Source organism: Bacillus crepusculi (assembly GCF_014764715.1).
Taxonomy (GTDB): domain Bacteria; phylum Bacillota; class Bacilli; order Bacillales; family Bacillaceae; genus Bacillus.
This window is the reverse complement of the sequence record NZ_JACXXE010000005.1, coordinates 1-18,870: the sequence shown is the minus strand read 5'-3', so window position 1 is coordinate 18,870 and position 18,870 is coordinate 1. Positions and strand designations below refer to the sequence as shown.

Here is an 18,870-nt window from a genome sequence, read left to right as displayed (position 1 = left end):
CCTTTGCAGTCTAGGAAGGACAAGTACCGGAGCAAATGTGATAATCGTGAGCACCAGCACGCAGAACGACGAACAAATGCAAAGGTTTGTCTACATGCTTGTTCAATTCATTAACCCATTTGTCTCAATAAAGTTCTTTGTCTCTTCATTCCCGAGCTCGTAAATCATTGAGTAAATCTCTTTTCTTTTTCTATCCATTTCATCATTTGGGCTATCATAGTGATATTCAAGAAATGGAACATGCGCTCGAAAAAAACCTTTCCAATCTGTCATATACTGTTCATCGAAATAGTCTCTTAACTGCAAAATTTGATCATCATCTGCTTCTATTTGAAATTGCCAAGCAGCCGCATCTCTATGCTGCGATATTGACCCGTCTTGGACGGATACATAGTAGGTGTGTCTCGCCATCTGATTCATCCTTTTTTCCTTTAGTATGACCAGATCTGGACAAATTACGGCTTTTTGCGCAATTTATTTTTCATCATGTCTAACACATCAATGAATAACTGTGGAATGGGAATTCCGAGGGCTCTGGCTGTCGAGACGATTTGATAAGATTCATACGTGATATAAAAGATAATCGCTACATCCTTAATCTTCCCACTTGTTCAGCATGACATCGAAGAAATGTGCCATGGATATTAAGGAGATCGTCACAACCTTTCGAACTAGCCGAGTAAAAAATGCTTCATTGTGAGCTGTCCAGTCAAAGATTCTCTTAGGCTTGAACAAATGATTTCAATGGTCATCAATGTTATTAATATCATCAGTAAATATTCTGCTCCACCAAACAGAAAGCCCATTGCCGACAAACTGACTGTAAACAACGAAAAGATGCCTAAATCCTTGCTCACTATCAACATCCTTTCACAGTGGAACTCTTTACGTAAATAGTATATGCCAGACATCATCAATAGCTTGGACAACGAAAAATAAAGGCGAAGTCAGCTGCTGAAAATAACCGATGACATCGTAAAAAAGCCGCCTGAGCGCGGCGGCTTTCCTTGTTAGACTCTGACATCAATAAACGTAGCGTCTGAATCTTTAGGCTGAACAGCTTGAGGCTGCTGCTGAACCTGATCCAGCATCACCATGGCTTGTGCCGTGTTCGTAGCAAGCTGTGAATTTAACAAGCTCATATTGAGTGTTTTTTGAATACTCGCCACTTGCTGACTCATCATTCCTGCGATTGAGGACATGTTCTCCCCTCCCTTCTCTTTTCTCTTCGGCTTAAAGCCCTATGATTTCAATGGGCTGTCAGTCACAATTCCATCAAAAAAAAGAATGCCGATCTATTCATGATCGACATTCCTTTCACATCCTTATTATCCTAAAAATGCTTTTAGCATCCAGTTGTGTTTTTCAATGGATTGGTGAATGGCAAGCAACATATCGCCAGTTGTTTCATCGCCAACCTCTGCAGCCAGATCCATTCCTCGTTTTAATTCTTCTGCAATATTGGAGAAGTCATCATATAGATTTTTCACCATTTGCTCCGCTGACTCGTTTCCTTCAGCTTCTTGAATGCTAGAGATTTCTAAACACTCTTTCATTGTCGCTACAGGCTTTCCATTTAATGCAAGCATACGTTCAGCCAAATCATCAATATATGTGGCAGTTTCTGTATATAACTCCTCGAATTTCTCATGGAGTGTAAAGAAGTCTTTTCCCTTTACATACCAGTGATAGTTATGTAATTTCACATAAAGCACAGTCCAATCAGCTACTTGTTTATTGACAACGTTTAATAATTTTTCTGACATGTTGATTCCTCCTTATGTAATTGCGTTTAGTATGAGAATACCCTATTTTTATTATACTGAAACCTGCCATCAATTTCTTCTATTTTGACCGCATGAAATATATGTTAATATGGAAATAAGGAGGGAGTTCTATGCTGCTACTTGGGATTGTCAGCTTTATCATTATCTCAATCGTTGTCTTTTTATCACTGTTTACGACAGCGAAGGCTTATGAATATAAGCATAAAGTCGATTCACCACAGGATGCTGAACCAAACCAACGTCCTAACTCAAAATAAAACCGCTTTCAATGATGTGAAGTTTCTTTTTCTTCAGTAGATGAACGTTCTTTTTTCACATCACCTACGTGGATCTTTGTCTTCGGCATATTATGCTGCTGTTTAGCTGTCACATGGACTTGTATGATATAAAGGCCATCTTTTTTGAAGGCTGTATGTAATTCATATACACCTTGATTCTCCTTCTTTGGCTGAATCATTTTGCTGTTATCCTTGTTGCCATCTTTCCACACTTCAAATTGAACATCATCTGCATCATCAACAGGCGTATCACCATATGTGACAGCTGCTTTTACTATAACGCTTTCATTTTTCTCCACTTGCTCAGGTCCTGTTAGCTTCACTTCTAATAACTCAGGCACTTCCCCTTTGTCACTATTGGCTGCGGAGTTTCCACATGCACTAAGTAACGCGAGCATCAGAATGATTCCCATCATTTTTCGCATCCGAGATTCCCCCTTCTTTTACTAACATGTCCATTTTAACAAATATCCCCTGTTTTTACATCTCATGATCAATTTCATCAAAAAAACCGGACATCTGATATGCCCGGTTTATCATCATCCTATTAACCAAATACTTTTAAAAGCTCTTCTTGATCCTGTGAAAGCCAGAAACGCATTAAACGTTTTGCGCCTTCAAGATCATGTAGTTTCGCTTGACCGCATTGCTCTTCATTTGCAGCAGGAATTTCTGTTACCTCTACTGCATCCTTGAAGGTTGCATCAAGCAGTTCAACGATTTCTTTTGGGGTTGGTGCACCACTGACGACTAAATAATAGCCTGTCTGGCAGCCCATTGGAGAAATATCAATGATATCAAAATGATCATATTTCTCTGAGTGTGTTCTAATATTAAACGCAAGTAAATGCTCTAATGTATGAATCGTATCAGGTTTCATCGCCTGCTTGTTTGGCTGACAAAAACGAATATCAAATTTATTCACTTCACCATCTGATCCCACTTTATGAACGCCGCAATGACGAACGTATGGCGCTTTTACAGCATTATGATCAAGTTCAAAGCTTTCGACTGAAGGCATAATCACCACTCCTATAATTGCAATTTTCTATATTATAACATATTTCTCCGACCAGTTTAGTTTATAAAACTTCCCTTCCTTGTCCTTTTTTCTTATACTGTGGAAGACAGACAAGGAGGAACCTCTATGAAACCAATTTTTATCGGCATTATTCGCTTTTATCAAAAATGCATTTCCCCTCTTACACCGCCTAGCTGCCGGTTTTATCCAACGTGTTCAAACTATGGACTAGAGGCGATCAAAACGCATGGCGCTTTCAAGGGCGGCTGGCTCACCATCAAACGAATTTTAAAATGTCATCCGCTACATCCCGGCGGCATCGATCCTGTCCCGCCTAAAAAGGAAAAATAAGTTACTTTTCTTCATAACCGTTGACAACTACGTCAAGCTTCCCTGTCCCTGGATCAATCACAAGGCCGTGTACAGGCACATCAGCTGGAAGAAGCGGGTGATTTTTAACAACAGACACGCTGTCCTTCACGCTCTCTTCAACGGAGCTAAAGCTTTTGAGCCACTGTTTAAAATCGATTCCTGAGTATTCCAGTACTTCAATTCTTTTTTCTGGAATACCGCGCTCAACGGCCTTATTTAAAAGTGTTTGGCTATCTATTTTGCTCATGCCGCAATCGTGATGACCAATGACATAAACTTCATCAGCATTTAGTTCATAGACCGCCACTAAAATGCTTCGCATAATACTTCCAAATGGATGAGAAACAAGAGCACCTGCACTTTTGACAATCTTAATATCTCCATTTTTCATGTTCATTGCACGTGGAAGCAGTTCAACAAGTCTTGTATCCATACATGATAGAATGACAGCTTTTTTCTGTGGAAACTTTGTCGTTGTAAATTCTTCGTATTTCTTCTCTTCAATAAATTGTTGATTATATTCGATGATTTCGTCTAAAAGTTTCATACGTTTGTTCATTCCTTTATCTTTTTTTAAAAATAAATATAGCACAATGTTTTAAATTTCGTCACGTTTTGATCATCATTTTTTTAAAGGAAACATCTGCTTGATGAGAAATTTTTATTTTCCTCTTTTCAAATCGTAATTATTACGATACAATAACTCAGGACATTAAATCGTAATCATTTCTATCTAATAGGTTGAGAGGAGACATTTTCTAGATGAAAAAAATCTTTTTTATTTTAATAGCTGCTTTATTTGCGATTGGTCTTTCCGCTTGCTCAAGCAGTGCGGGGACGAATGCTTCAAAAGGAAAGGCAGACGGGAAATTAACCATTTACACCACAATCTTTCCAATTCAAGATTTCACTGAAAAAATTGGCGGCTCTCACGTTCATGCTCAAAGTGTGTACCCTGCCAATGCAGATGCACACAGCTTTGAACCAAGTTCAAAAACGATGGTTGAAATGGCTGAAGGTGACGCCTTCATCTACAGCGGTACAGGTGCTGAAGCATTCGCTGATAAAACAGCTGCTACGCTAAAAAATCAAGGCGTGAAAACAGTCAAAGCGGCTGAAGGCATCAAACTATTATCGACAAAAGAAGAACATGCACATGAAGAAGGCGAAGCTCATGACCATGATGGACACGATCACGGGGATAAAGATCCTCATGCATGGTTAGACCCAGTTTATGCACAGCAAATGGCAAAAAACATTAAAGATACACTTGTTTCATTAGATCCAGATCATAAAGATGACTACACAAAAAACTATGAAAAACTAAAAAAAGATTTACAATCGTTAGATCAGGAATTCAAAACAACGTTATCTAAAGCAAAACATAAAGAAATTCTTGTTTCTCATGCGGCTTACGGTTATTGGGAAAAGCGCTATGGCATTGAGCAGATCAGTGTATTAGGACTCTCAGCTTCTGAAGAGCCTTCACAAAAACAGCTCGAAAACATTGTGCAACAGGCCGAAAAGCATCACATTCAATATGTGATTTTTGAAAATAACGTCAGCAGTAAAGTATCAGATACAATCCGCAGTGAAATTGGGGCAAAAAGTCTCACACTTAAAAATCTAGAATCCATTACTGAAGATGATGCCAAAAATGGCGAAAGCTACGTCAGTTTAATGAAACAAAATTTAAACACCTTAAAAACCGCATTAAATGATTAATTCCATGAACCCCGCGCAATCAGCCGGGGTTTTTTGCTGCGCAAAAAAGACAAAGAGCGAAAAAAAGATTCACTTTCGCCCTTTGTCAAAAATCCATTCCTTGATAGGATTTTCTTCTTTTTTACATTTGGTATTTTTTCTTAAACAGTTCGGCTCTGCCGCCTTTTTCTCCGAATTTCTGGCGTCCTGTATAAAAAGGATGCGTATCAGAGCTTGTTTCTACCTTAATGACAGGATACGTTTTCCCATCCTCCCACTCTACTGTTTCGTTTGATGTCTTTGTTGATTTACTCAAAAAGCAATAACCGCTGTTTACGTCCATAAATACGACTTCGCGTGAGGTTGGATGAATATCTCTTTTCAATGTCAAAACTCCTTCCGGCGTCAAAACGTAATGATTACGCTTTGTAATTATATTCTACTCCCTCTCATACAACTTGTCAAAAAACAAGCTTTCTTAGTCAGGAAGAATAATCTAAAAATGGTGGAGAATAATAAGCATCATGAAAAAGAGAAGCGATAAGAAAGGCGGAGAAAAAATTGACTGATCTCGTTTTAGCTAGAAGCCTGTTCGGCACAACAATGGGCTTTCATATTATTTATGCCTCGCTTGGCGTTGGAATCCCGCTAATGATTTTATTAGCTGAACTCATCTTTCAAAAAACGAAAGACCCGCATTATGCTGTCATGGCAAAGAGATGGACAAAAGCGCAGGCTGTCCTATTAGGCGTCGCCATTCCAACTGGCACCATTGCCGGTACGCAGCTTGCCCTGCTGTGGCCAGGTTTTATGGAGGTTATCGGAAAGGTCATGTCACTTCCATTTCAGATTGAAATCTATGCCTTCTTTATTGAAGCATTATTTATGTCTATTTATGTGTACGCAGCGGATCGGCTTTCACCTGCTATGCGCATCATTACCGTTATTTTTGTCGTGATTGGTGCAGCCGCTTCAGCGATTCTCATTACAAACGTACATGCTTTTGAAGGAACTCCTGCTGGCTTTCAGATGGTCAATGGAGAAATCACAAATATTGAGCCCTGGAAGGCCTTTTTCAATCCAAGTTTTGTTGTGACCGCTACACATGTCGTGCTGTCTGCTTTTACAACAGGTGCTTTTGTCATTGCTTCAGTGGCTGCTTTTAAAATGCTCAAAACACGAAAAAATGAGAAACTGTATACCTTTCATCGAAAAGCCCTTTTTCTTGGACTTATTGTAGGTGGACTTTTCTCTTTTCTTACCGCGTTAAACGGTCACGAATCCGCTCAGCTCCTATATGAATATCAGCCTGAAAAGTTAGCGGGTGCAGAAGGTTTATTTGAAACTCAATCACACGCACCTCTTGCAATAGGTGGTTTTACTGATGCCGATGCGCAGGAAATTAAAGGTGCTATTGAAATCCCCTGGGCTCTTAGTTTTCTGGCGGGAAATAGCTTTGATACGGTAGTCAAAGGCTTAAATGATTTTCCTCGTGACGAGTGGCCGCCTTTATTTATTCACACGTTATTTAACGGAATGGTCATTATTGGATCTGTGCTTATTCTATTTGCTGTGTTAGCACTGCTCTACCGTAAAATTTTAAAACGTGAACATTATCCAAAGTGGCTCCTCTTTCTTTACTTATTCGGCGGTCCTCTTAGTCTTTTGGCCATTGAATTCGGCTGGATCTTTGCGTGTACAGGCCGTCAGCCGTGGGTCATTTATCGAATGCTCAAAACCTCTGAGGTCGTCACATCATCAGGCTCGATCGGGACACTCTTCATCCTTTTTGCCATTGTCTATCTCATCTTAGGCATAGCAACCGTTATCGTACTGACGTACTACTTTAGAAAACATTCGATTGAAGAAGACCTACGATTAACAGAATCTTAAAAAGGGAGCGATCTAGATGCAAATGGATGTTACAACTGATGCGCTCATTGCAATCACCATCTTATGGGGATTCGTTTTTATCTACGCAGTGATGGCATCAATGGATTTCGGCGCAGGATTTTGGTCGATGATTTATATGAATAGAGAACAAACAAAGGCCGCTAATATCGCAAATAAGTATCTTTCGCCAACATGGGAAGTGACAAACGTCTTCATTGTGGCCATCGTCGTCGCATTGTTTAGCCTATTTCCAGGTGCGACCTTTGTGCTTGGCACCGTTTTATTAATACCTGGAAGCATCATACTACTGCTTCTTGCACTGCGAAGCGGATTTCTCGTGTTTTCTCATTCACTGCCTAAAAAATACCGGAAAGCCGTCACATACATTTCAGGAATTAGCGGCTTTATTATTCCGTCCATCCTCATCATGGTTCTCCCGATTACTCATGGTGGATTTATCTTTCAGGAGAACAATGTCTACTCGTTAGATTTAGGACTAGTCTTTACAAGTGCAAATGTCTATTCTTTTGTGGGCTTTGCCATTTTCAGCACCCTTTTTCTCTCGTCCTTGCTTTTAGCGGATTTCTCTAATGTGGCAGATGAAGACGAAGCCTATAGCATTTATAGAAGGGGCGCACTCATTACTGGCCCGCTTTCTCTCATGATGGCCTTCTTTATTATGCTAACATTACGAAGTGAGGCCAATTGGCTGTTCTCAAAAATGATGCAGAACATCCCTATTCTTCTTGTTTCCCTGCTGATGTTTTTGCTTGCGGGATTAGCCCTATTTATACCAAACAGCCGATTTAAGCATCGGAAAGGGAGACCACGTTTAGCTGTCATTGCGATTACCATTCAGTATTTTTTAGCAAGCTATGTGTATGGACGTGCTCATTTGCCTTATATGGCTTATCCAGATATTACAATCATGTCTGGATTTACAGACCCTGCCACATTTAGGGCATTATTTATCACGTATATTGTAGGTTTTATCATCTTATTTCCTGGGTTCTATTTCTTCTGGAAATTGTTTATGAAGGATAAACGCTATATTCGCCAGGAAGATTAATGAATGGACGAGGTTCATTTCGGTTACATTATAAATGAAAGACACACTCAAAAGGAGGTCATCTGTATGAGTCAAAAAATCCTTTGTGAAGTCAATAACTGTTCCTATTGGAATGCAGGAAATCGCTGTGGTGCAGATGCTATCTATGTCGTCAGCCACACAGGAAACACGGCTGAGAAAAGTGAAGAAACAGATTGTAAAACGTTTAAACCACAAGATCTTTAAGTCTCATTAAAGGAGGCGCTTCACTGTGAAACACGATCGGCTACTTGAAACGTTTTTTGACGAAATTCATGACGCGGACGAAGCCGCATTTTATCAGGCAGCTCACTCCTTTTTAAACCTTTGGGATTATGAATATGGGCATGTATCAGATATGCCTAATGAGATGCATCAGTATATCGGACAGCTTGCTTACGAAAGCGAGCTGGTAGAAGAGTAAGAAAGAGCGGTGATCCGCTCTTTCTTTTTTGTTGAGACAGGAAGGAAAAACTTTCCCCCACTATACAACTGTTCTATTGCATGTACAAAAGATGATGATCTCATTTTCATTTCACAAAATCATGTTTTGTAAACACGTCAATTTTATCTGAGAAAGAACGGAGCGCTTGATAATCAACTTCCACACCCATTCCTGGAGAACGTGGTACCTCAATAAATCCATTTTCAACTTTGATTTCAGGAAAAATGATATCTTGCTCCCAATATTTTGACGAAGCTGAAATATCACCCGGAATTGTAAATTGTGGAAGTGACGCAAGTGCCACGTTCTGCGCGCGGGAAATGCCTGTTTCAATCATCCCGCCGCACCACAGCGGAATTTGATGCTCCTTACAAAACGCATGAATTTTAAGTGCCTCTGTCAGCCCGCCAACTCGTGATGGCTTCACATTAATGATTTGACAGCTTCCTAGTTCTACAGCTTTTCTAGCATCGTCTAAAGAACAAATACTTTCATCCAAACAAATGGGTGTTTTTAAATGCTTTTGCAAATGACGATGATCCACAATATCATCTGCAGCTAGAGGCTGTTCAATCATTAATAAACGAATGTCATCGAGCTGCTTTAATTTGCTAATATCCTTTAATTCGTAGGCAGAGTTCGCATCCGCCATTAACGGAAGATCAGGGAAAGACTCTCTTATCTTTTGAAGGAGTCCAATATCTTGTCCCGGCTTAATCTTCACCTTCACACGCTGATAGCCTTGGTCGACATATTGCTGAATTTGCTGAAGCATTTCATCAATAGGTCCTAAACCCGCCACAACACCAGATGGAATTCTCTCTTTCTTGCCGCCTAATACGTCGCGTAAGGACTTATTCTCACGCTTCGCATAAATATCCCAAACAGCCGCTTCAATCCCCGCTTTGGCCATTCTATTGCCCTTAAAGTGGTACAGGCTGTCAGGAATTTCTGAAGGATGTGTAAAAGAACGGGTCAGCATGTTCGGGATAAAGAAAGCCCTTAGCATGTGATAACAGGTTTCGATTGTTTCTTCTGTATACCACGGGGAAGAGAAAGCAGACACCTCTCCCCACCCAGTCAATCCTGTTTGGTCTTTTACCTCGACAATAATAAACTCACGCTCTGAGATGGTTCCTAGACTTGTTGTAAATGGTTGCTTAAGCTTCATCGTCACATGATATAAAATCACTCGTTCAATTTGAATCATCTAAAAACCCCTTTGATCCTGAGTCTGTGCCTCTGTAATTTATTCGACGCATTTCTTGGCAGCTCGTCCACAAAGTGAAAAGCGGCTGGCCATTTATACTTGGCTAAATGCGACTGACATAAAGCATAGAGCTCATTCTCCGGTACCTTATCGTCTGTCACAAGAAAGGCAGCAGGTACCTCTCCCCATCTATCATGATACATACCCGTCACTCCGGCTTCCTTTACATGTGGATGTGTTAAAAGTACCGCTTCAATTTCCGCAGGATAAATATTCTCTCCACCAGAAATAATTAAATCTGAACGTCGGTCAAGCACAAATAAAAACCCTTCCTCATCCACATAGCCAATATCACCTGTTTTCAGCCAGCCTTGATCAAAGGCAGCCGCGGTTTCCTCTTCACGATGCAGGTATCCTTTCATCACATTTGCACCTTTGACCATGATTTCACCATGCTCAAAAGGACGACAAATACGTTCGCCGTCTTGAATCTTCAGTTCACATCCAAATAAAGGTTTCCCCGCAGATCCAAGCTTTTCTACACTAAATTCGGGCGCAAGCGTCACAATTTGTGAGCAGGTTTCGGTCATGCCGTACGATTGAAACACAGGAAAGCCTTTCTCCTTGCTCTCTTGAAGCATTGCATACGGCGCAGGTCCTCCGCCTAATAGAAGACAGCGCAAAGAAGATGGGCATTCTTCCAGACTGCTTAATAAACGGGATAACGTCGTTTGAACGACTGAAATCATCGTCACACGATGCCGTTCAATTGAATCCTTTACCTCATCGACATCAAACTTTTGATGAAGCACGACAGTCATGCCATATATAACAGACTTAAATAAAGCAGATAATCCGCTAATATGAAAAAGGGGCAGCGCAATGAGCCAGCGATCATCCTCTTTGAGGCCCATATTCAGTGCAGAGGCAACAGCACTATGAAAATGATTGCCAAACGTTTGCTCCACTCCCTTAGGCCGTCCTGTCGTCCCGGATGTATACATGATGGTCGCTGTTTCATTCAAATCAAAGTCGTTCTCGATTTCTTTTTCATGACCTTGATCAGCTACAGGTAAAGTCTCCATTGTATAAACCGGTAACTCACCCTCATGATCATTTGCGTAAACAGATTCGGTTAATAATGCCGCTGCTTTTGCATCTTTCAACTGATAGCGCCTTTCAGCTTTTGTTAACTTATTGTTCAATAGCACGATTTTTATGCCTAATAAAAAACAAGCATGAACAAACATCACCATTTGAGGATGATTGTTCATCAGAATCCCTACCGTCTCCCCTTTTTTCAGTGATGTGTGTGCAAGCCTATTTGAAAGCTCGTCTACTTCATGCACTAATTCACGAAATGTCCACTCTTTGTTTTGATAAATGAGCGCGACTCGGTCTGGCGTTAAATAGGCACGGTGCAATAGCCAATTCGGTTGCTTCATCATGACACCTCCTTTTCGTAAAAGAAAACAGCTTAGTCTGATGCACTAAGCTGTTTTCAACCCTATCATTGAATCAAGGGAAACGCGGGAACTGACCGAAGTCCGGCTTCCGTTTTTCCTTAAAGGAATCGCGTCCTTCTTTTGCTTCATCTGTTGTGTAATAAAGAAGTGTCGCATCCCCTGCAAATTGCTGAATCCCAGCTAATCCATCCGTATCTGCATTAAATGCAGCCTTCAAGAATCGTAAAGCAGTTGGGCTCTTTTCTAGCATTTCTCCGCACCACTTCACTGTTTCTTCTTCAAGCTGCTCTAAAGGTACAACTGTGTTGACAAGTCCCATATCAAGCGCTTCTTGTGCATTGTACTGACGGCATAAGTACCAGATTTCTCTCGCTTTCTTATGGCCAACAATACGTGCAAGATAGCCTGAACCATAACCAGCATCAAAGCTGCCTACTTTAGGTCCAGTTTGTCCAAAAATGGCATTGTCTGCTGCAATGGTCAGGTCACAAACGATATGAAGAACATGTCCTCCGCCAATTGCATAACCTGCAACCATTGCAACCACTGGTTTTGGAATGACACGAATCAAACGCTGTAAGTCTAATACGTTTAGACGCGGGATTTGATCGTCTCCTACATATCCGCCATGACCGCGTACTTTTTGGTCTCCACCAGAACAGAATGCTTTACCTCCAGCACCTGCAAGTACAATGACACCAACATCTGAATTATCACGAGCGCGTGAAAATGCATCAATTAATTCACTCACGGTCTTTGGTGTAAATGCGTTATGTACATGCGGACGATTAATGGTGATCTTCGCAATCCCATGATACGTTTCATATAAAATTTCGTCATACTGACGCTCAGTTTGCCATTCAATAGCCATCAATATTTCCTCCTCTAAGCTTGCGCTAAAATAAACTCACTTACTATTTTACCAAAAAAATGTGGTTGTTCCACATGAACTGTATGCCCTGCATGCTCTACCAATATGAGTTGACTGCCTTCAAGCTCACGCTGCATACGTTTGGCAATATTGCAGAACTTTTCATCAAGCGTTCCGCAAACGAACAAAACAGGCAGTTTAATATGCTTTAGTGCCTGCCACATAGACGGCTGTGAACCTGTTCCTATGCCCTCTAAGCTGCGAGCTAGCCCAAGTGGATTGGCTTTTAATCTTCCCTTTCTCAGTTGAGCCAGCCTATCTGCTGGTAAGGATTTCTGCGAAGCAAACAGCGGAATGCTTTCCCAAAAATCCACAAACTGAGTTAAGCCTTCCTGTCTAATCTTTTGAGCCAGCTGCTGATCATGCTTCAGCCTTGCCATCCGCTCCTTGAAAGAGGAAAGCCCTGGAGACGTACTCTCAAGGATCAGCTTGTTTACACGTTCTGGATAACGGGAGGCAAATGATAAAGCAATACGTCCTCCCATAGAATATCCGAGAATATTCACTTTGTGAAGCTTTAATTGATTTAAAATCTCCGCAAGGTCTGCTAGCTGCTGCGACATCGCATATCTTCTCACACTTTCTGGGGAATCCGTGCGGCCATGACCAAGCAAGCTGACCTGAATCAATCTTGTATTCTCCATATATTCATTCAAGAACTCCCAAGAATCTGCACTCCCAGTGAAACCGTGCAAGCATAACGTGGGATTCTCAGCCGTTGGGTTCTGATCAACCACCTCATACGCCACACCATCACGCATTCTTACTATGAAAGGAGACATTCTTTTTTCACTTCTCTCAATATCTCATCCATCATTTGACGGTGCTTGTCTACACGCAAATGCCGGTCTGTTTCAATCTCGATTAAATGAAGACCAGGCTCATGTATATGCGCCTTGTACACATCATGTAATTCTTGTTTCGTTACCGGCTTCGAATAGGTTCCCCCATACAGCTTCGATGCATACTCAAAATTCAGCCCAGTCGGCGTACCGAAGAGTGTCTCATAATACGGTTCATTAGATGCCTGCGGAAGGAAAGAAAAAATACCTCCCCCATCATTGTTTAACAAAACAACCGTCAGCGGAATGTCCATGAGCTTAGCGGCAAGAAGTCCGTTCATATCATGGTAAAAAGACAGATCACCAATGACTAAGGTGACAGGCTGCTTCAAAGCCGCATACGTCCCAAGTGCTGTTGACACAACGCCGTCAATGCCATTTGCTCCTCGATTCGCCATCATCCGAAAAGACTTCGATTGTGTTTCAAAAAATGTATCCACATCACGAATCGGCATACTATTTCCGATAAAAAGGACACTCCCCTTTGGCAAGAGGTGCTGAAGCTGACGGTATACATTCCCCTCAAATGACAGGTCCTCATCAGAATAATGGGCTGCATGTTTTCTGAATGAAGAATTGGCATTCTGCCAGCGGTTTAGGAAACTTGTTTCGTTCCGTTGATCCGCTCTATTTAAGATTTCATCTACAAAAGTAGCTATATGACTTTCAATCACATATGAAGCACTTAGCCCAGGATCTCGAAAGCCTCCGGCAGCATCTACGACAATCTGCTTCACCTCTCTATGTTTTTCCAGCCACTTGAATAAAGGTTTAGACACGGGCATCGGTCCGAAACGAATCACCATGTCAGGCAATAGATGCTGCTGCAATGCTTCATCTTTCAATAAAGAATCATACGCATCGATAATCCACTCTTCATCTTCATGCCCATTTCGCAAATGAGAAAGCGGATCAGCTAAAATAGGGAAATGCAAGGCTTTCGAAAAACGTAACACGGCCTCTTGCTCTTCCTGCGTAAGAAGTTCACCCGCCACAATCAGTCCCTTTGTAGATTGATTCATCATGGTCACTATTTCAGACAGGACATGATCATTTGGGAAAGCCTGACCTTTTGCTAATACTGTTTTCGTATCTTTTTCTTCTCTATGAAAAGGATCAATAGACAGATCAGGAAGCAATGGTTCTCTCAGTGGCACATTAACCTGTACAGGTCCCTTTGGCTCCTGCATGGAGATATGACTCGCTCTAGCGGCGGCAGTCTGTACATACCGGAGCATCATTTGACTTTCTTCAGGCAATGCTAAGTCTGTGAACCATTTAACAAACTTACCGAATAAGAATTGCTGATCAATCGCTTGAGGTGCCCCAACTTCCCTCAATTCGTGCGGCCGATCAGCAGTTAAAACAATGAGTGGTACCCGTGAATAATGTGCTTCTACAATGGCTGGATAAAAGTTAGCAGCTGCCGTACCTGATGTACAAATGAGCAGCACTGGTTTTTGACTCGCTTTCGCAAGACCAAGCGCATAAAAAGCAGCAGATCGTTCATCCACTAACACATGGACATTGATGTCTTCATGTGCAAAAGCCAGCATCGCAAGCGGGGTTGAGCGGGAACCAGGACAGACAACCGCCTCCTTCACACCGCCTTGTACAAATTCATCCATCAATCTGCCAATATATGTTGTCATAATTTGATTATTCAATAGGACGACCTCCAAGTGCTGACAGCATTGGTCTTAATTTCACTTGCGTTTCCTCATACTCCTGCTTTGCAAGGGAATCCTCGACAATTCCGCAACCAGCGAACAAACGAACATGGTCTTCCTCAATAAGGCCTGACCGAATCGCCACGGCAAATTCTCCATTGTCCTGAGAATCAATCCAGCCAACCGGCGCAGCATACCAACCACGTTTCAACGGTTCGATTTCACGGATCACCTCGACTGCCTTTTCCTTCGGATATCCTCCTAATGCTGGCGTTGGATGAAGCTGCTCTATTAATGAAAAGAGAGAACAGCTGCTTTTGATTTCTCCTACAATCGGTGTAAATAAATGCTGAATGTTTTTTGTTTTATAAAGGCTTGGTTGATTTGGTTTATGCACGTGATGACAGTTTGCCTCAAATGCTTGCTCAATCATATTGACGACAATTTGATGTTCAATCAAATTTTTCTCATCGTGAAGCAGTTCCTCACCTAATGCTAGATCTTCAATTTCATCTTTCCCACGTACAATGGAACCTGCTAAGCATGATGAAAAAACTTCTTCACCACTTTTTTTCACTAAACGTTCTGGCGTAGCTCCAACAAACGATTGCTTTCCCTGTTCTATAGCAAATACATAACTCGTCGTTTGGTGCTTTAATAGTTCTGATAATAGTGGAGCAAGTTCAATTTGATTTTTATAGTGAAGCAAGACTTCTCTTGCTAAAACAACCTTTTCATATTCGTTCGCACGAATATGTTCTGTCGCTCCATGAATCGCCTTCATCCATTCCTTTACATCCAGCTCTTCCATATGAACAAGCTCAGCTTGTCCATCAGTTTGTACTGGCAATGTCTCGAAACGAGAGGCTTTCTGTTCTAGCTCTTGAATGAGCTGATGAACATTTCCGTCCACCTGCTTCCATTCGTTGATCGTAAGGAAGCTGCCTTCTGTTGAGACAGTCAGCATCATAGATGGTACAAAAAAATGAGCCTCGCCAAATGCTTCCCAGTGACGCGCCTTTTCTTCATACGGATCAAATGAAAATCCTCCAAATAAAAGCGGACCAACAGCCGCTTGCTTTAACTCCTTCTCATCATGAAAATGGAACATGTGCTGTTTTAGCTGTTCCCATTCATGATGAACTGTATCGAATCGTTCTTTACCTTGCTCAGATGATTTAATGACGGCCGCTCTGCCAAGTCCAGAAAATATCATTTGGCTTTCTGGATCAGACCAAAAAAAACGCTCGCCTAAAAAATCCGCTTCGCCGCTTTGGAAAAAGGCAAGAGGATCCAGATCGTCAACTCTTCTGGAGTAGCTTATCAAAACAGCATGGTTGACGTTATTCGCTTCTTCTAATGTCGCAAGCGCTTCCTGCCGGAAAGTACTTTGCACTGTTGTCACCATGATACATTCCTCCAAAATCCATGAAATAACATAAAAAATAAAACCATCATGTGAAAAATACATGAACATTCGAGTATGTCGAATGACCTGCTTTTCTATTATAAACCTTAACAGATGAACTTAGTAAAGAAAACAGCTTTTAAAACCTCGAATGCTTATTATATCACGCCTTCAAGATTTTTTCGCTCCCGCTTATCAAAACGAGAGCATCTAAAGAAAAATGGCAAGGCCTGCTCTAAGATCACGCTTTCTCTCTATATGGAAACGATTAGCAAACATCTTTTTCAGGTTTCATCGCATCAATATATTGACACCTTTTTGAACTTTGCTAAACTGGAATTTGGAAGTGTACGTATTTTTTTATTTAAAGGAGTATATTTTATGCAGCATCAATCGATAACAGATCAGCTTTCACCGATAAAGCCTGATAAGAACTGGCGGATTTGGTGGAATTTACTACGACCGCATACATTAACAGCGGCATTTATTCCCGTTACTTTAGGAACTGTTCTAGCACTTCCGAGTGGTCAAATACATGTTGGGCTATTTTTAGCTATGCTATTTGCATCTATGTTTATCCAAATCGCAACGAACATGTTTAATGAGTATTTTGACTATATTCGCGGATTGGACAATGAGAAATCTGTCGGTATCGGCGGCGCCATTGTTAGAAATGGTGTGAAGCCTAAAACCGTTCTCAGCCTCGCTTATGCATTATTCGCACTCTCTTTACTACTTGGGGTTTATATTTGCATGATGTCTAGCTGGTGGATTGCTCTGATAGGACTCATTTGTATGGCAGCAGGCTATTTCTATACCGGTGGTCCTGTACCAATTGCTTATACACCATTCGGAGAACTTGTGTCAGGTGCTTTTATGGGATTAGGCATCATCCTCATTAGTTTTTACATTCAAACAGGAACACTGACGTCAAAGGCTGTTTTTGTATCATTGCCGATTTCTATTTTAGTTGGAGCCATCTTACTATCGAACAATATTCGGGATTTAGACGGCGATAAGGAAAATGGACGTAAAACACTTGCTATCCTTGCTGGACGAAAAGCGGCAGTGAACATCCTACTTTCCATGTTTTTGGTATCATATGTACTTATTTTTGTGTATATCTTCACAGATATCGTTGGCCTTTGGAGTCTTCTTGTTTTACTCAGTGTGCCAAAAGCATATACAGCCATTAAAGAATTTAAACAAAAAGAAAAGCCAATTGAATTAATGAATGCCATGAAGTCTACAGCTCAAACCAATACATTTTTCGGTTTCCTGTTAACGATCGCATTGATATTACAATATTATATTGCGTAACATACAACGCCTGCAGCCGCAGGCGTTTTTTGATGAGGAATTGCTTCAAATTGGAACAAGTCTTACATGCAAAATTGCTCATACTAACAATATGTTTGATATGAAAGGATGATCGCTTTGTTGTCTAAAGACGAATTACATCATTTGAAGCAGCGACTTCTCAATGAAAAACAAGAAATAGAAGCCAATAGCCATGACGATGAACAGAAAGTAGCATTTCCTTATGATTCCACCGGAGAACTGTCAGCATATGATAATCACCCGGGTGATCAAGGGACAGAGCTGTTCGAGCGAGGGAAAGATATTGCGTTAAACAGTTTAGAACATGAACATTTGTCAGACATCAATGAAGCTCTTCAAGCCGTCGCAGACGGGTCTTATGGTTTTTGCAAGGTCTGTAAAGCCCCTATTCCAAAGGAACGTTTAGAAGCATTGCCTACTGCTGTCACATGCATAGAGCATTCAAAAGAACAGATCGTTTCACAAAATCGTCCAATTGAAGAGGATTTACTAAGTCCGCCATCAGGGCAATTTGAAAATGAAGAAAGCGCAGCCTACGATGGAGAAGATGCTTATCAGGACGTAGAACGCTACGGCAACTCTGATACCCCGTCCGATATGGAATTTCCTCCTCTGACATACGATGATGTATATACACAATCTGAAGATGAGGATGATGTTGAAGACTATGAAGGGTTCGCAGCTGCTGATATCGAAGGCAAAGCAAGCAAGGTGTATCCAAATAAAGCACACGAAGCCTATGAAGATGCATTAGATGAAAAAGGCGTCATGACGGTATTTGGTGACTTGAAGCCGTACGAAGAAGAACCTTATACAGAAAAAAATCATTAGTCCCCTCATATTGGGGGCTTTATGTTTATATCATGTAATAATTGGGAAATCATTTTAAGAGTGAATTTGATTTGATTGGAGGAGATTTTTGGTGGCTAGAAAAAGTATCATTTGGGCGGTTATCGTCTTCTTTATTACATACGCACTATTCTCTATTGCAGGCTTCTTGTTCCCTATTGACAGAGAATGGTATGATGCATTAAACAAACCGGAATGGACACCTAGTGGAGGTGTGATTGGAGCTGTGTGGGCTGTCTTATTTGCTCTCATCTCATTGTCCGCAGCAATCATTTACGGGAAGTATGGATTTCAAAAAATCACTTTACCTTTTTGGATTCTTTTTCTTTTAAATTATGTCTTCAATCAAGCCTTTAGCTTTTTTCAATTTACACAAAAAGATTTGTTCGCCGCTACCATCGACTGCTTACTTGTTACGCTGACAGCACTCGCACTAGTCATCGTCTCACGAAAGCTCAGTAAAGTCGTTTCAATTTTACTGATCCCTTATGTCTTATGGGGATTCTTTGCGACATACTTGTCTTATATGATCTATTCCATGAATATGTAAAAAAAAGACCGCTATG

At 41.1% G+C, this 18,870-nt stretch carries 23 protein-coding genes and 1 pseudogene; 10 read left to right on the top strand and 14 right to left on the bottom strand.

All coding sequences use genetic code 11. The features are described 5' to 3' along the window. Positions 1 to 102: 102 nt before the first annotated feature. The 4 genes and pseudogenes from IEE86_RS10495 to IEE86_RS10480 all read right to left on the bottom strand — a co-directional run bounded on the left by IEE86_RS10495 (position 103) and on the right by IEE86_RS10480 (position 1,766). A complete protein-coding gene (locus IEE86_RS10495; RefSeq protein ID WP_191097180.1) occupies positions 103 to 411 on the bottom strand; it encodes a hydrolase in 309 nt (102 codons plus the stop codon). A 44-nt stretch (positions 412 to 455) separates the two neighbouring features. Then, positions 456 to 857, bottom strand: a pseudogene (locus IEE86_RS10490) (phage holin family protein). Between the two features lie 153 nt (positions 858 to 1,010). Further along, positions 1,011 to 1,202 carry a hypothetical protein gene (locus tag IEE86_RS10485; protein WP_099681569.1) on the bottom strand — a complete coding sequence of 64 codons (192 nt, stop codon included), beginning with the start codon at positions 1,200 to 1,202 and terminating at the stop codon, positions 1,011 to 1,013. A 126-nt stretch (positions 1,203 to 1,328) separates the two neighbouring features. Next, the gene (locus tag IEE86_RS10480; RefSeq protein WP_191097179.1) at positions 1,329 to 1,766 is read right to left on the bottom strand and encodes a Dps family protein; all 438 of its coding nucleotides are present in this window, start codon (positions 1,764 to 1,766) and stop codon (positions 1,329 to 1,331) included. Positions 1,767 to 1,897: 131 nt separating this feature from the next. Between IEE86_RS10480 and ytzI the strand changes: the two genes are divergently transcribed. Then, positions 1,898 to 2,044 (top strand): YtzI protein, encoded by a 147-nt coding sequence (gene ytzI / locus IEE86_RS10475; RefSeq protein ID WP_191097178.1) that lies wholly within the window; start codon positions 1,898 to 1,900, stop codon positions 2,042 to 2,044. 8 nt (positions 2,045 to 2,052) lie between these two features. Here ytzI and IEE86_RS10470 read toward each other — a convergent pair whose 3' ends face one another. Together IEE86_RS10470 and IEE86_RS10465 are read right to left on the bottom strand one after the other, a co-directional pair. Beyond that, entirely contained in the window at positions 2,053 to 2,490 is a 438-nt protein-coding gene (locus tag IEE86_RS10470) for a FixH family protein (protein ID WP_191097177.1), read from the bottom strand. Between the two features lie 122 nt (positions 2,491 to 2,612). After that, positions 2,613 to 3,086, bottom strand: coding sequence for an S-ribosylhomocysteine lyase (locus tag IEE86_RS10465; RefSeq protein WP_003217624.1), 474 nt, complete (start codon positions 3,084 to 3,086; stop codon positions 2,613 to 2,615). A gap of 126 nt (positions 3,087 to 3,212) precedes the next feature. Between IEE86_RS10465 and yidD the strand changes: the two genes are divergently transcribed. Next, positions 3,213 to 3,437 carry a membrane protein insertion efficiency factor YidD gene (gene yidD / locus IEE86_RS10460; protein ID WP_191097176.1) on the top strand — a complete coding sequence of 75 codons (225 nt, stop codon included), beginning with the start codon at positions 3,213 to 3,215 and terminating at the stop codon, positions 3,435 to 3,437. Position 3,438: 1 nt separating this feature from the next. Here the strand turns inward: yidD and IEE86_RS10455 are convergent, their stop codons facing one another. Further along, positions 3,439 to 4,005: a beta-class carbonic anhydrase gene (locus tag IEE86_RS10455; protein ID WP_191097175.1), complete on the bottom strand. Its 567-nt coding sequence runs from the start codon at positions 4,003 to 4,005 to the stop codon at positions 3,439 to 3,441. Between the two features lie 215 nt (positions 4,006 to 4,220). Here IEE86_RS10455 and IEE86_RS10450 point away from each other — a divergent pair, with 215 nt between their 5' ends. Further along, positions 4,221 to 5,183 carry a metal ABC transporter solute-binding protein, Zn/Mn family gene (locus IEE86_RS10450; protein WP_191097174.1) on the top strand — a complete coding sequence of 321 codons (963 nt, stop codon included), beginning with the start codon at positions 4,221 to 4,223 and terminating at the stop codon, positions 5,181 to 5,183. Positions 5,184 to 5,304: 121 nt separating this feature from the next. Here the strand turns inward: IEE86_RS10450 and IEE86_RS10445 are convergent, their stop codons facing one another. Continuing rightward, a complete protein-coding gene (locus tag IEE86_RS10445) occupies positions 5,305 to 5,547 on the bottom strand; it encodes a type B 50S ribosomal protein L31 (protein WP_191097173.1) in 243 nt (80 codons plus the stop codon). Positions 5,548 to 5,723: 176 nt separating this feature from the next. On the opposite strand from IEE86_RS10445, the gene IEE86_RS10440 reads away from it, so the two are divergent. From IEE86_RS10440 to IEE86_RS10425, 4 genes are all read left to right on the top strand, one after another. Further along, complete coding sequence (locus IEE86_RS10440; protein WP_191097172.1) at positions 5,724 to 7,055, top strand: cytochrome ubiquinol oxidase subunit I; 1,332 nt, start codon at positions 5,724 to 5,726, stop codon at positions 7,053 to 7,055. Positions 7,056 to 7,077: 22 nt separating this feature from the next. Continuing rightward, positions 7,078 to 8,124: a cytochrome d ubiquinol oxidase subunit II gene (locus IEE86_RS10435; protein ID WP_191097371.1), complete on the top strand. Its 1,047-nt coding sequence runs from the start codon at positions 7,078 to 7,080 to the stop codon at positions 8,122 to 8,124. Positions 8,125 to 8,190: 66 nt separating this feature from the next. Further along, entirely contained in the window at positions 8,191 to 8,349 is a 159-nt protein-coding gene (locus IEE86_RS10430; protein WP_008360682.1) for a DUF1540 domain-containing protein, read from the top strand. 25 nt (positions 8,350 to 8,374) lie between these two features. Continuing rightward, positions 8,375 to 8,566, top strand: coding sequence for a hypothetical protein (locus IEE86_RS10425; protein ID WP_191097171.1), 192 nt, complete (start codon positions 8,375 to 8,377; stop codon positions 8,564 to 8,566). Between the two features lie 106 nt (positions 8,567 to 8,672). Here IEE86_RS10425 and menC read toward each other — a convergent pair whose 3' ends face one another. The 6 genes from menC to IEE86_RS10395 all read right to left on the bottom strand — a co-directional run bounded on the left by menC (position 8,673) and on the right by IEE86_RS10395 (position 16,114). Next, a complete protein-coding gene (gene menC, locus IEE86_RS10420) occupies positions 8,673 to 9,797 on the bottom strand; it encodes an o-succinylbenzoate synthase (protein ID WP_191097170.1) in 1,125 nt (374 codons plus the stop codon). After that, positions 9,794 to 11,245, bottom strand: a complete 1,452-nt coding sequence (locus IEE86_RS10415) for an o-succinylbenzoate--CoA ligase (RefSeq protein ID WP_191097169.1) — start codon at positions 11,243 to 11,245, stop codon at positions 9,794 to 9,796. The genes menC and IEE86_RS10415 overlap by 4 nt, the downstream gene beginning before the upstream one ends. 70 nt (positions 11,246 to 11,315) lie before the next feature. Next, positions 11,316 to 12,134 (bottom strand): 1,4-dihydroxy-2-naphthoyl-CoA synthase, encoded by an 819-nt coding sequence (menB, locus tag IEE86_RS10410; RefSeq protein WP_191097168.1) that lies wholly within the window; start codon positions 12,132 to 12,134, stop codon positions 11,316 to 11,318. 14 nt (positions 12,135 to 12,148) lie between these two features. Beyond that, entirely contained in the window at positions 12,149 to 12,976 is an 828-nt protein-coding gene (gene menH / locus IEE86_RS10405; RefSeq protein WP_191097167.1) for a 2-succinyl-6-hydroxy-2,4-cyclohexadiene-1-carboxylate synthase, read from the bottom strand. Continuing rightward, complete coding sequence (gene menD / locus IEE86_RS10400) at positions 12,961 to 14,703, bottom strand: 2-succinyl-5-enolpyruvyl-6-hydroxy-3-cyclohexene-1-carboxylic-acid synthase (protein WP_191097166.1); 1,743 nt, start codon at positions 14,701 to 14,703, stop codon at positions 12,961 to 12,963. The genes menH and menD overlap by 16 nt, the downstream gene beginning before the upstream one ends. Then, on the bottom strand, positions 14,696 to 16,114 hold the full coding sequence (locus IEE86_RS10395) for an isochorismate synthase (protein WP_191097165.1): 1,419 nt from the start codon (positions 16,112 to 16,114) through the stop codon (positions 14,696 to 14,698). The genes menD and IEE86_RS10395 overlap by 8 nt, the downstream gene beginning before the upstream one ends. Positions 16,115 to 16,495: 381 nt before the next feature. Between IEE86_RS10395 and IEE86_RS10390 the strand changes: the two genes are divergently transcribed. The 3 genes from IEE86_RS10390 to IEE86_RS10380 all read left to right on the top strand — a co-directional run bounded on the left by IEE86_RS10390 (position 16,496) and on the right by IEE86_RS10380 (position 18,854). Then, complete coding sequence (locus IEE86_RS10390) at positions 16,496 to 17,434, top strand: 1,4-dihydroxy-2-naphthoate polyprenyltransferase (RefSeq protein WP_191097164.1); 939 nt, start codon at positions 16,496 to 16,498, stop codon at positions 17,432 to 17,434. Positions 17,435 to 17,551: 117 nt separating this feature from the next. After that, positions 17,552 to 18,286 (top strand): TraR/DksA C4-type zinc finger protein, encoded by a 735-nt coding sequence (locus IEE86_RS10385; RefSeq protein ID WP_191097163.1) that lies wholly within the window; start codon positions 17,552 to 17,554, stop codon positions 18,284 to 18,286. A gap of 91 nt (positions 18,287 to 18,377) precedes the next feature. Continuing rightward, positions 18,378 to 18,854, top strand: a complete 477-nt coding sequence (locus IEE86_RS10380; RefSeq protein ID WP_191097162.1) for a TspO/MBR family protein — start codon at positions 18,378 to 18,380, stop codon at positions 18,852 to 18,854. Positions 18,855 to 18,870: the final 16 nt, after the last annotated feature.

What these genes read in the sequence shown, in the direction of transcription:
- ytzI (WP_191097178.1), top strand. Translation starts at nt 1,898, where the DNA reads ATGCTGCTACTTGGGATTGTCAGCTTTATCATTATCTCAATCGTTGTC.
- yidD (WP_191097176.1), top strand. Translation starts at nt 3,213, where the DNA reads ATGAAACCAATTTTTATCGGCATTATTCGCTTTTATCAAAAATGCATT.
- IEE86_RS10415 (WP_191097169.1), bottom strand. Translation starts at nt 11,245, where the DNA reads ATGATGAAGCAACCGAATTGGCTATTGCACCGTGCCTATTTAACGCCA.
- IEE86_RS10480 (WP_191097179.1), bottom strand. Translation starts at nt 1,766, where the DNA reads ATGTCAGAAAAATTATTAAACGTTGTCAATAAACAAGTAGCTGATTGG.
- menB (WP_191097168.1), bottom strand. Translation starts at nt 12,134, where the DNA reads ATGGCTATTGAATGGCAAACTGAGCGTCAGTATGACGAAATTTTATAT.
- IEE86_RS10485 (WP_099681569.1), bottom strand. Translation starts at nt 1,202, where the DNA reads ATGTCCTCAATCGCAGGAATGATGAGTCAGCAAGTGGCGAGTATTCAA.
- IEE86_RS10395 (WP_191097165.1), bottom strand. Translation starts at nt 16,114, where the DNA reads ATGGTGACAACAGTGCAAAGTACTTTCCGGCAGGAAGCGCTTGCGACA.
- IEE86_RS10430 (WP_008360682.1), top strand. Translation starts at nt 8,191, where the DNA reads ATGAGTCAAAAAATCCTTTGTGAAGTCAATAACTGTTCCTATTGGAAT.
- IEE86_RS10455 (WP_191097175.1), bottom strand. Translation starts at nt 4,005, where the DNA reads ATGAAACTTTTAGACGAAATCATCGAATATAATCAACAATTTATTGAA.
- menH (WP_191097167.1), bottom strand. Translation starts at nt 12,976, where the DNA reads ATGTCTCCTTTCATAGTAAGAATGCGTGATGGTGTGGCGTATGAGGTG.
- IEE86_RS10450 (WP_191097174.1), top strand. Translation starts at nt 4,221, where the DNA reads ATGAAAAAAATCTTTTTTATTTTAATAGCTGCTTTATTTGCGATTGGT.
- IEE86_RS10470 (WP_191097177.1), bottom strand. Translation starts at nt 2,490, where the DNA reads ATGCGAAAAATGATGGGAATCATTCTGATGCTCGCGTTACTTAGTGCA.
- IEE86_RS10495 (WP_191097180.1), bottom strand. Translation starts at nt 411, where the DNA reads ATGGCGAGACACACCTACTATGTATCCGTCCAAGACGGGTCAATATCG.
- IEE86_RS10390 (WP_191097164.1), top strand. Translation starts at nt 16,496, where the DNA reads ATGCAGCATCAATCGATAACAGATCAGCTTTCACCGATAAAGCCTGAT.
- IEE86_RS10435 (WP_191097371.1), top strand. Translation starts at nt 7,078, where the DNA reads ATGGATGTTACAACTGATGCGCTCATTGCAATCACCATCTTATGGGGA.
- menC (WP_191097170.1), bottom strand. Translation starts at nt 9,797, where the DNA reads ATGATTCAAATTGAACGAGTGATTTTATATCATGTGACGATGAAGCTT.
- IEE86_RS10465 (WP_003217624.1), bottom strand. Translation starts at nt 3,086, where the DNA reads ATGCCTTCAGTCGAAAGCTTTGAACTTGATCATAATGCTGTAAAAGCG.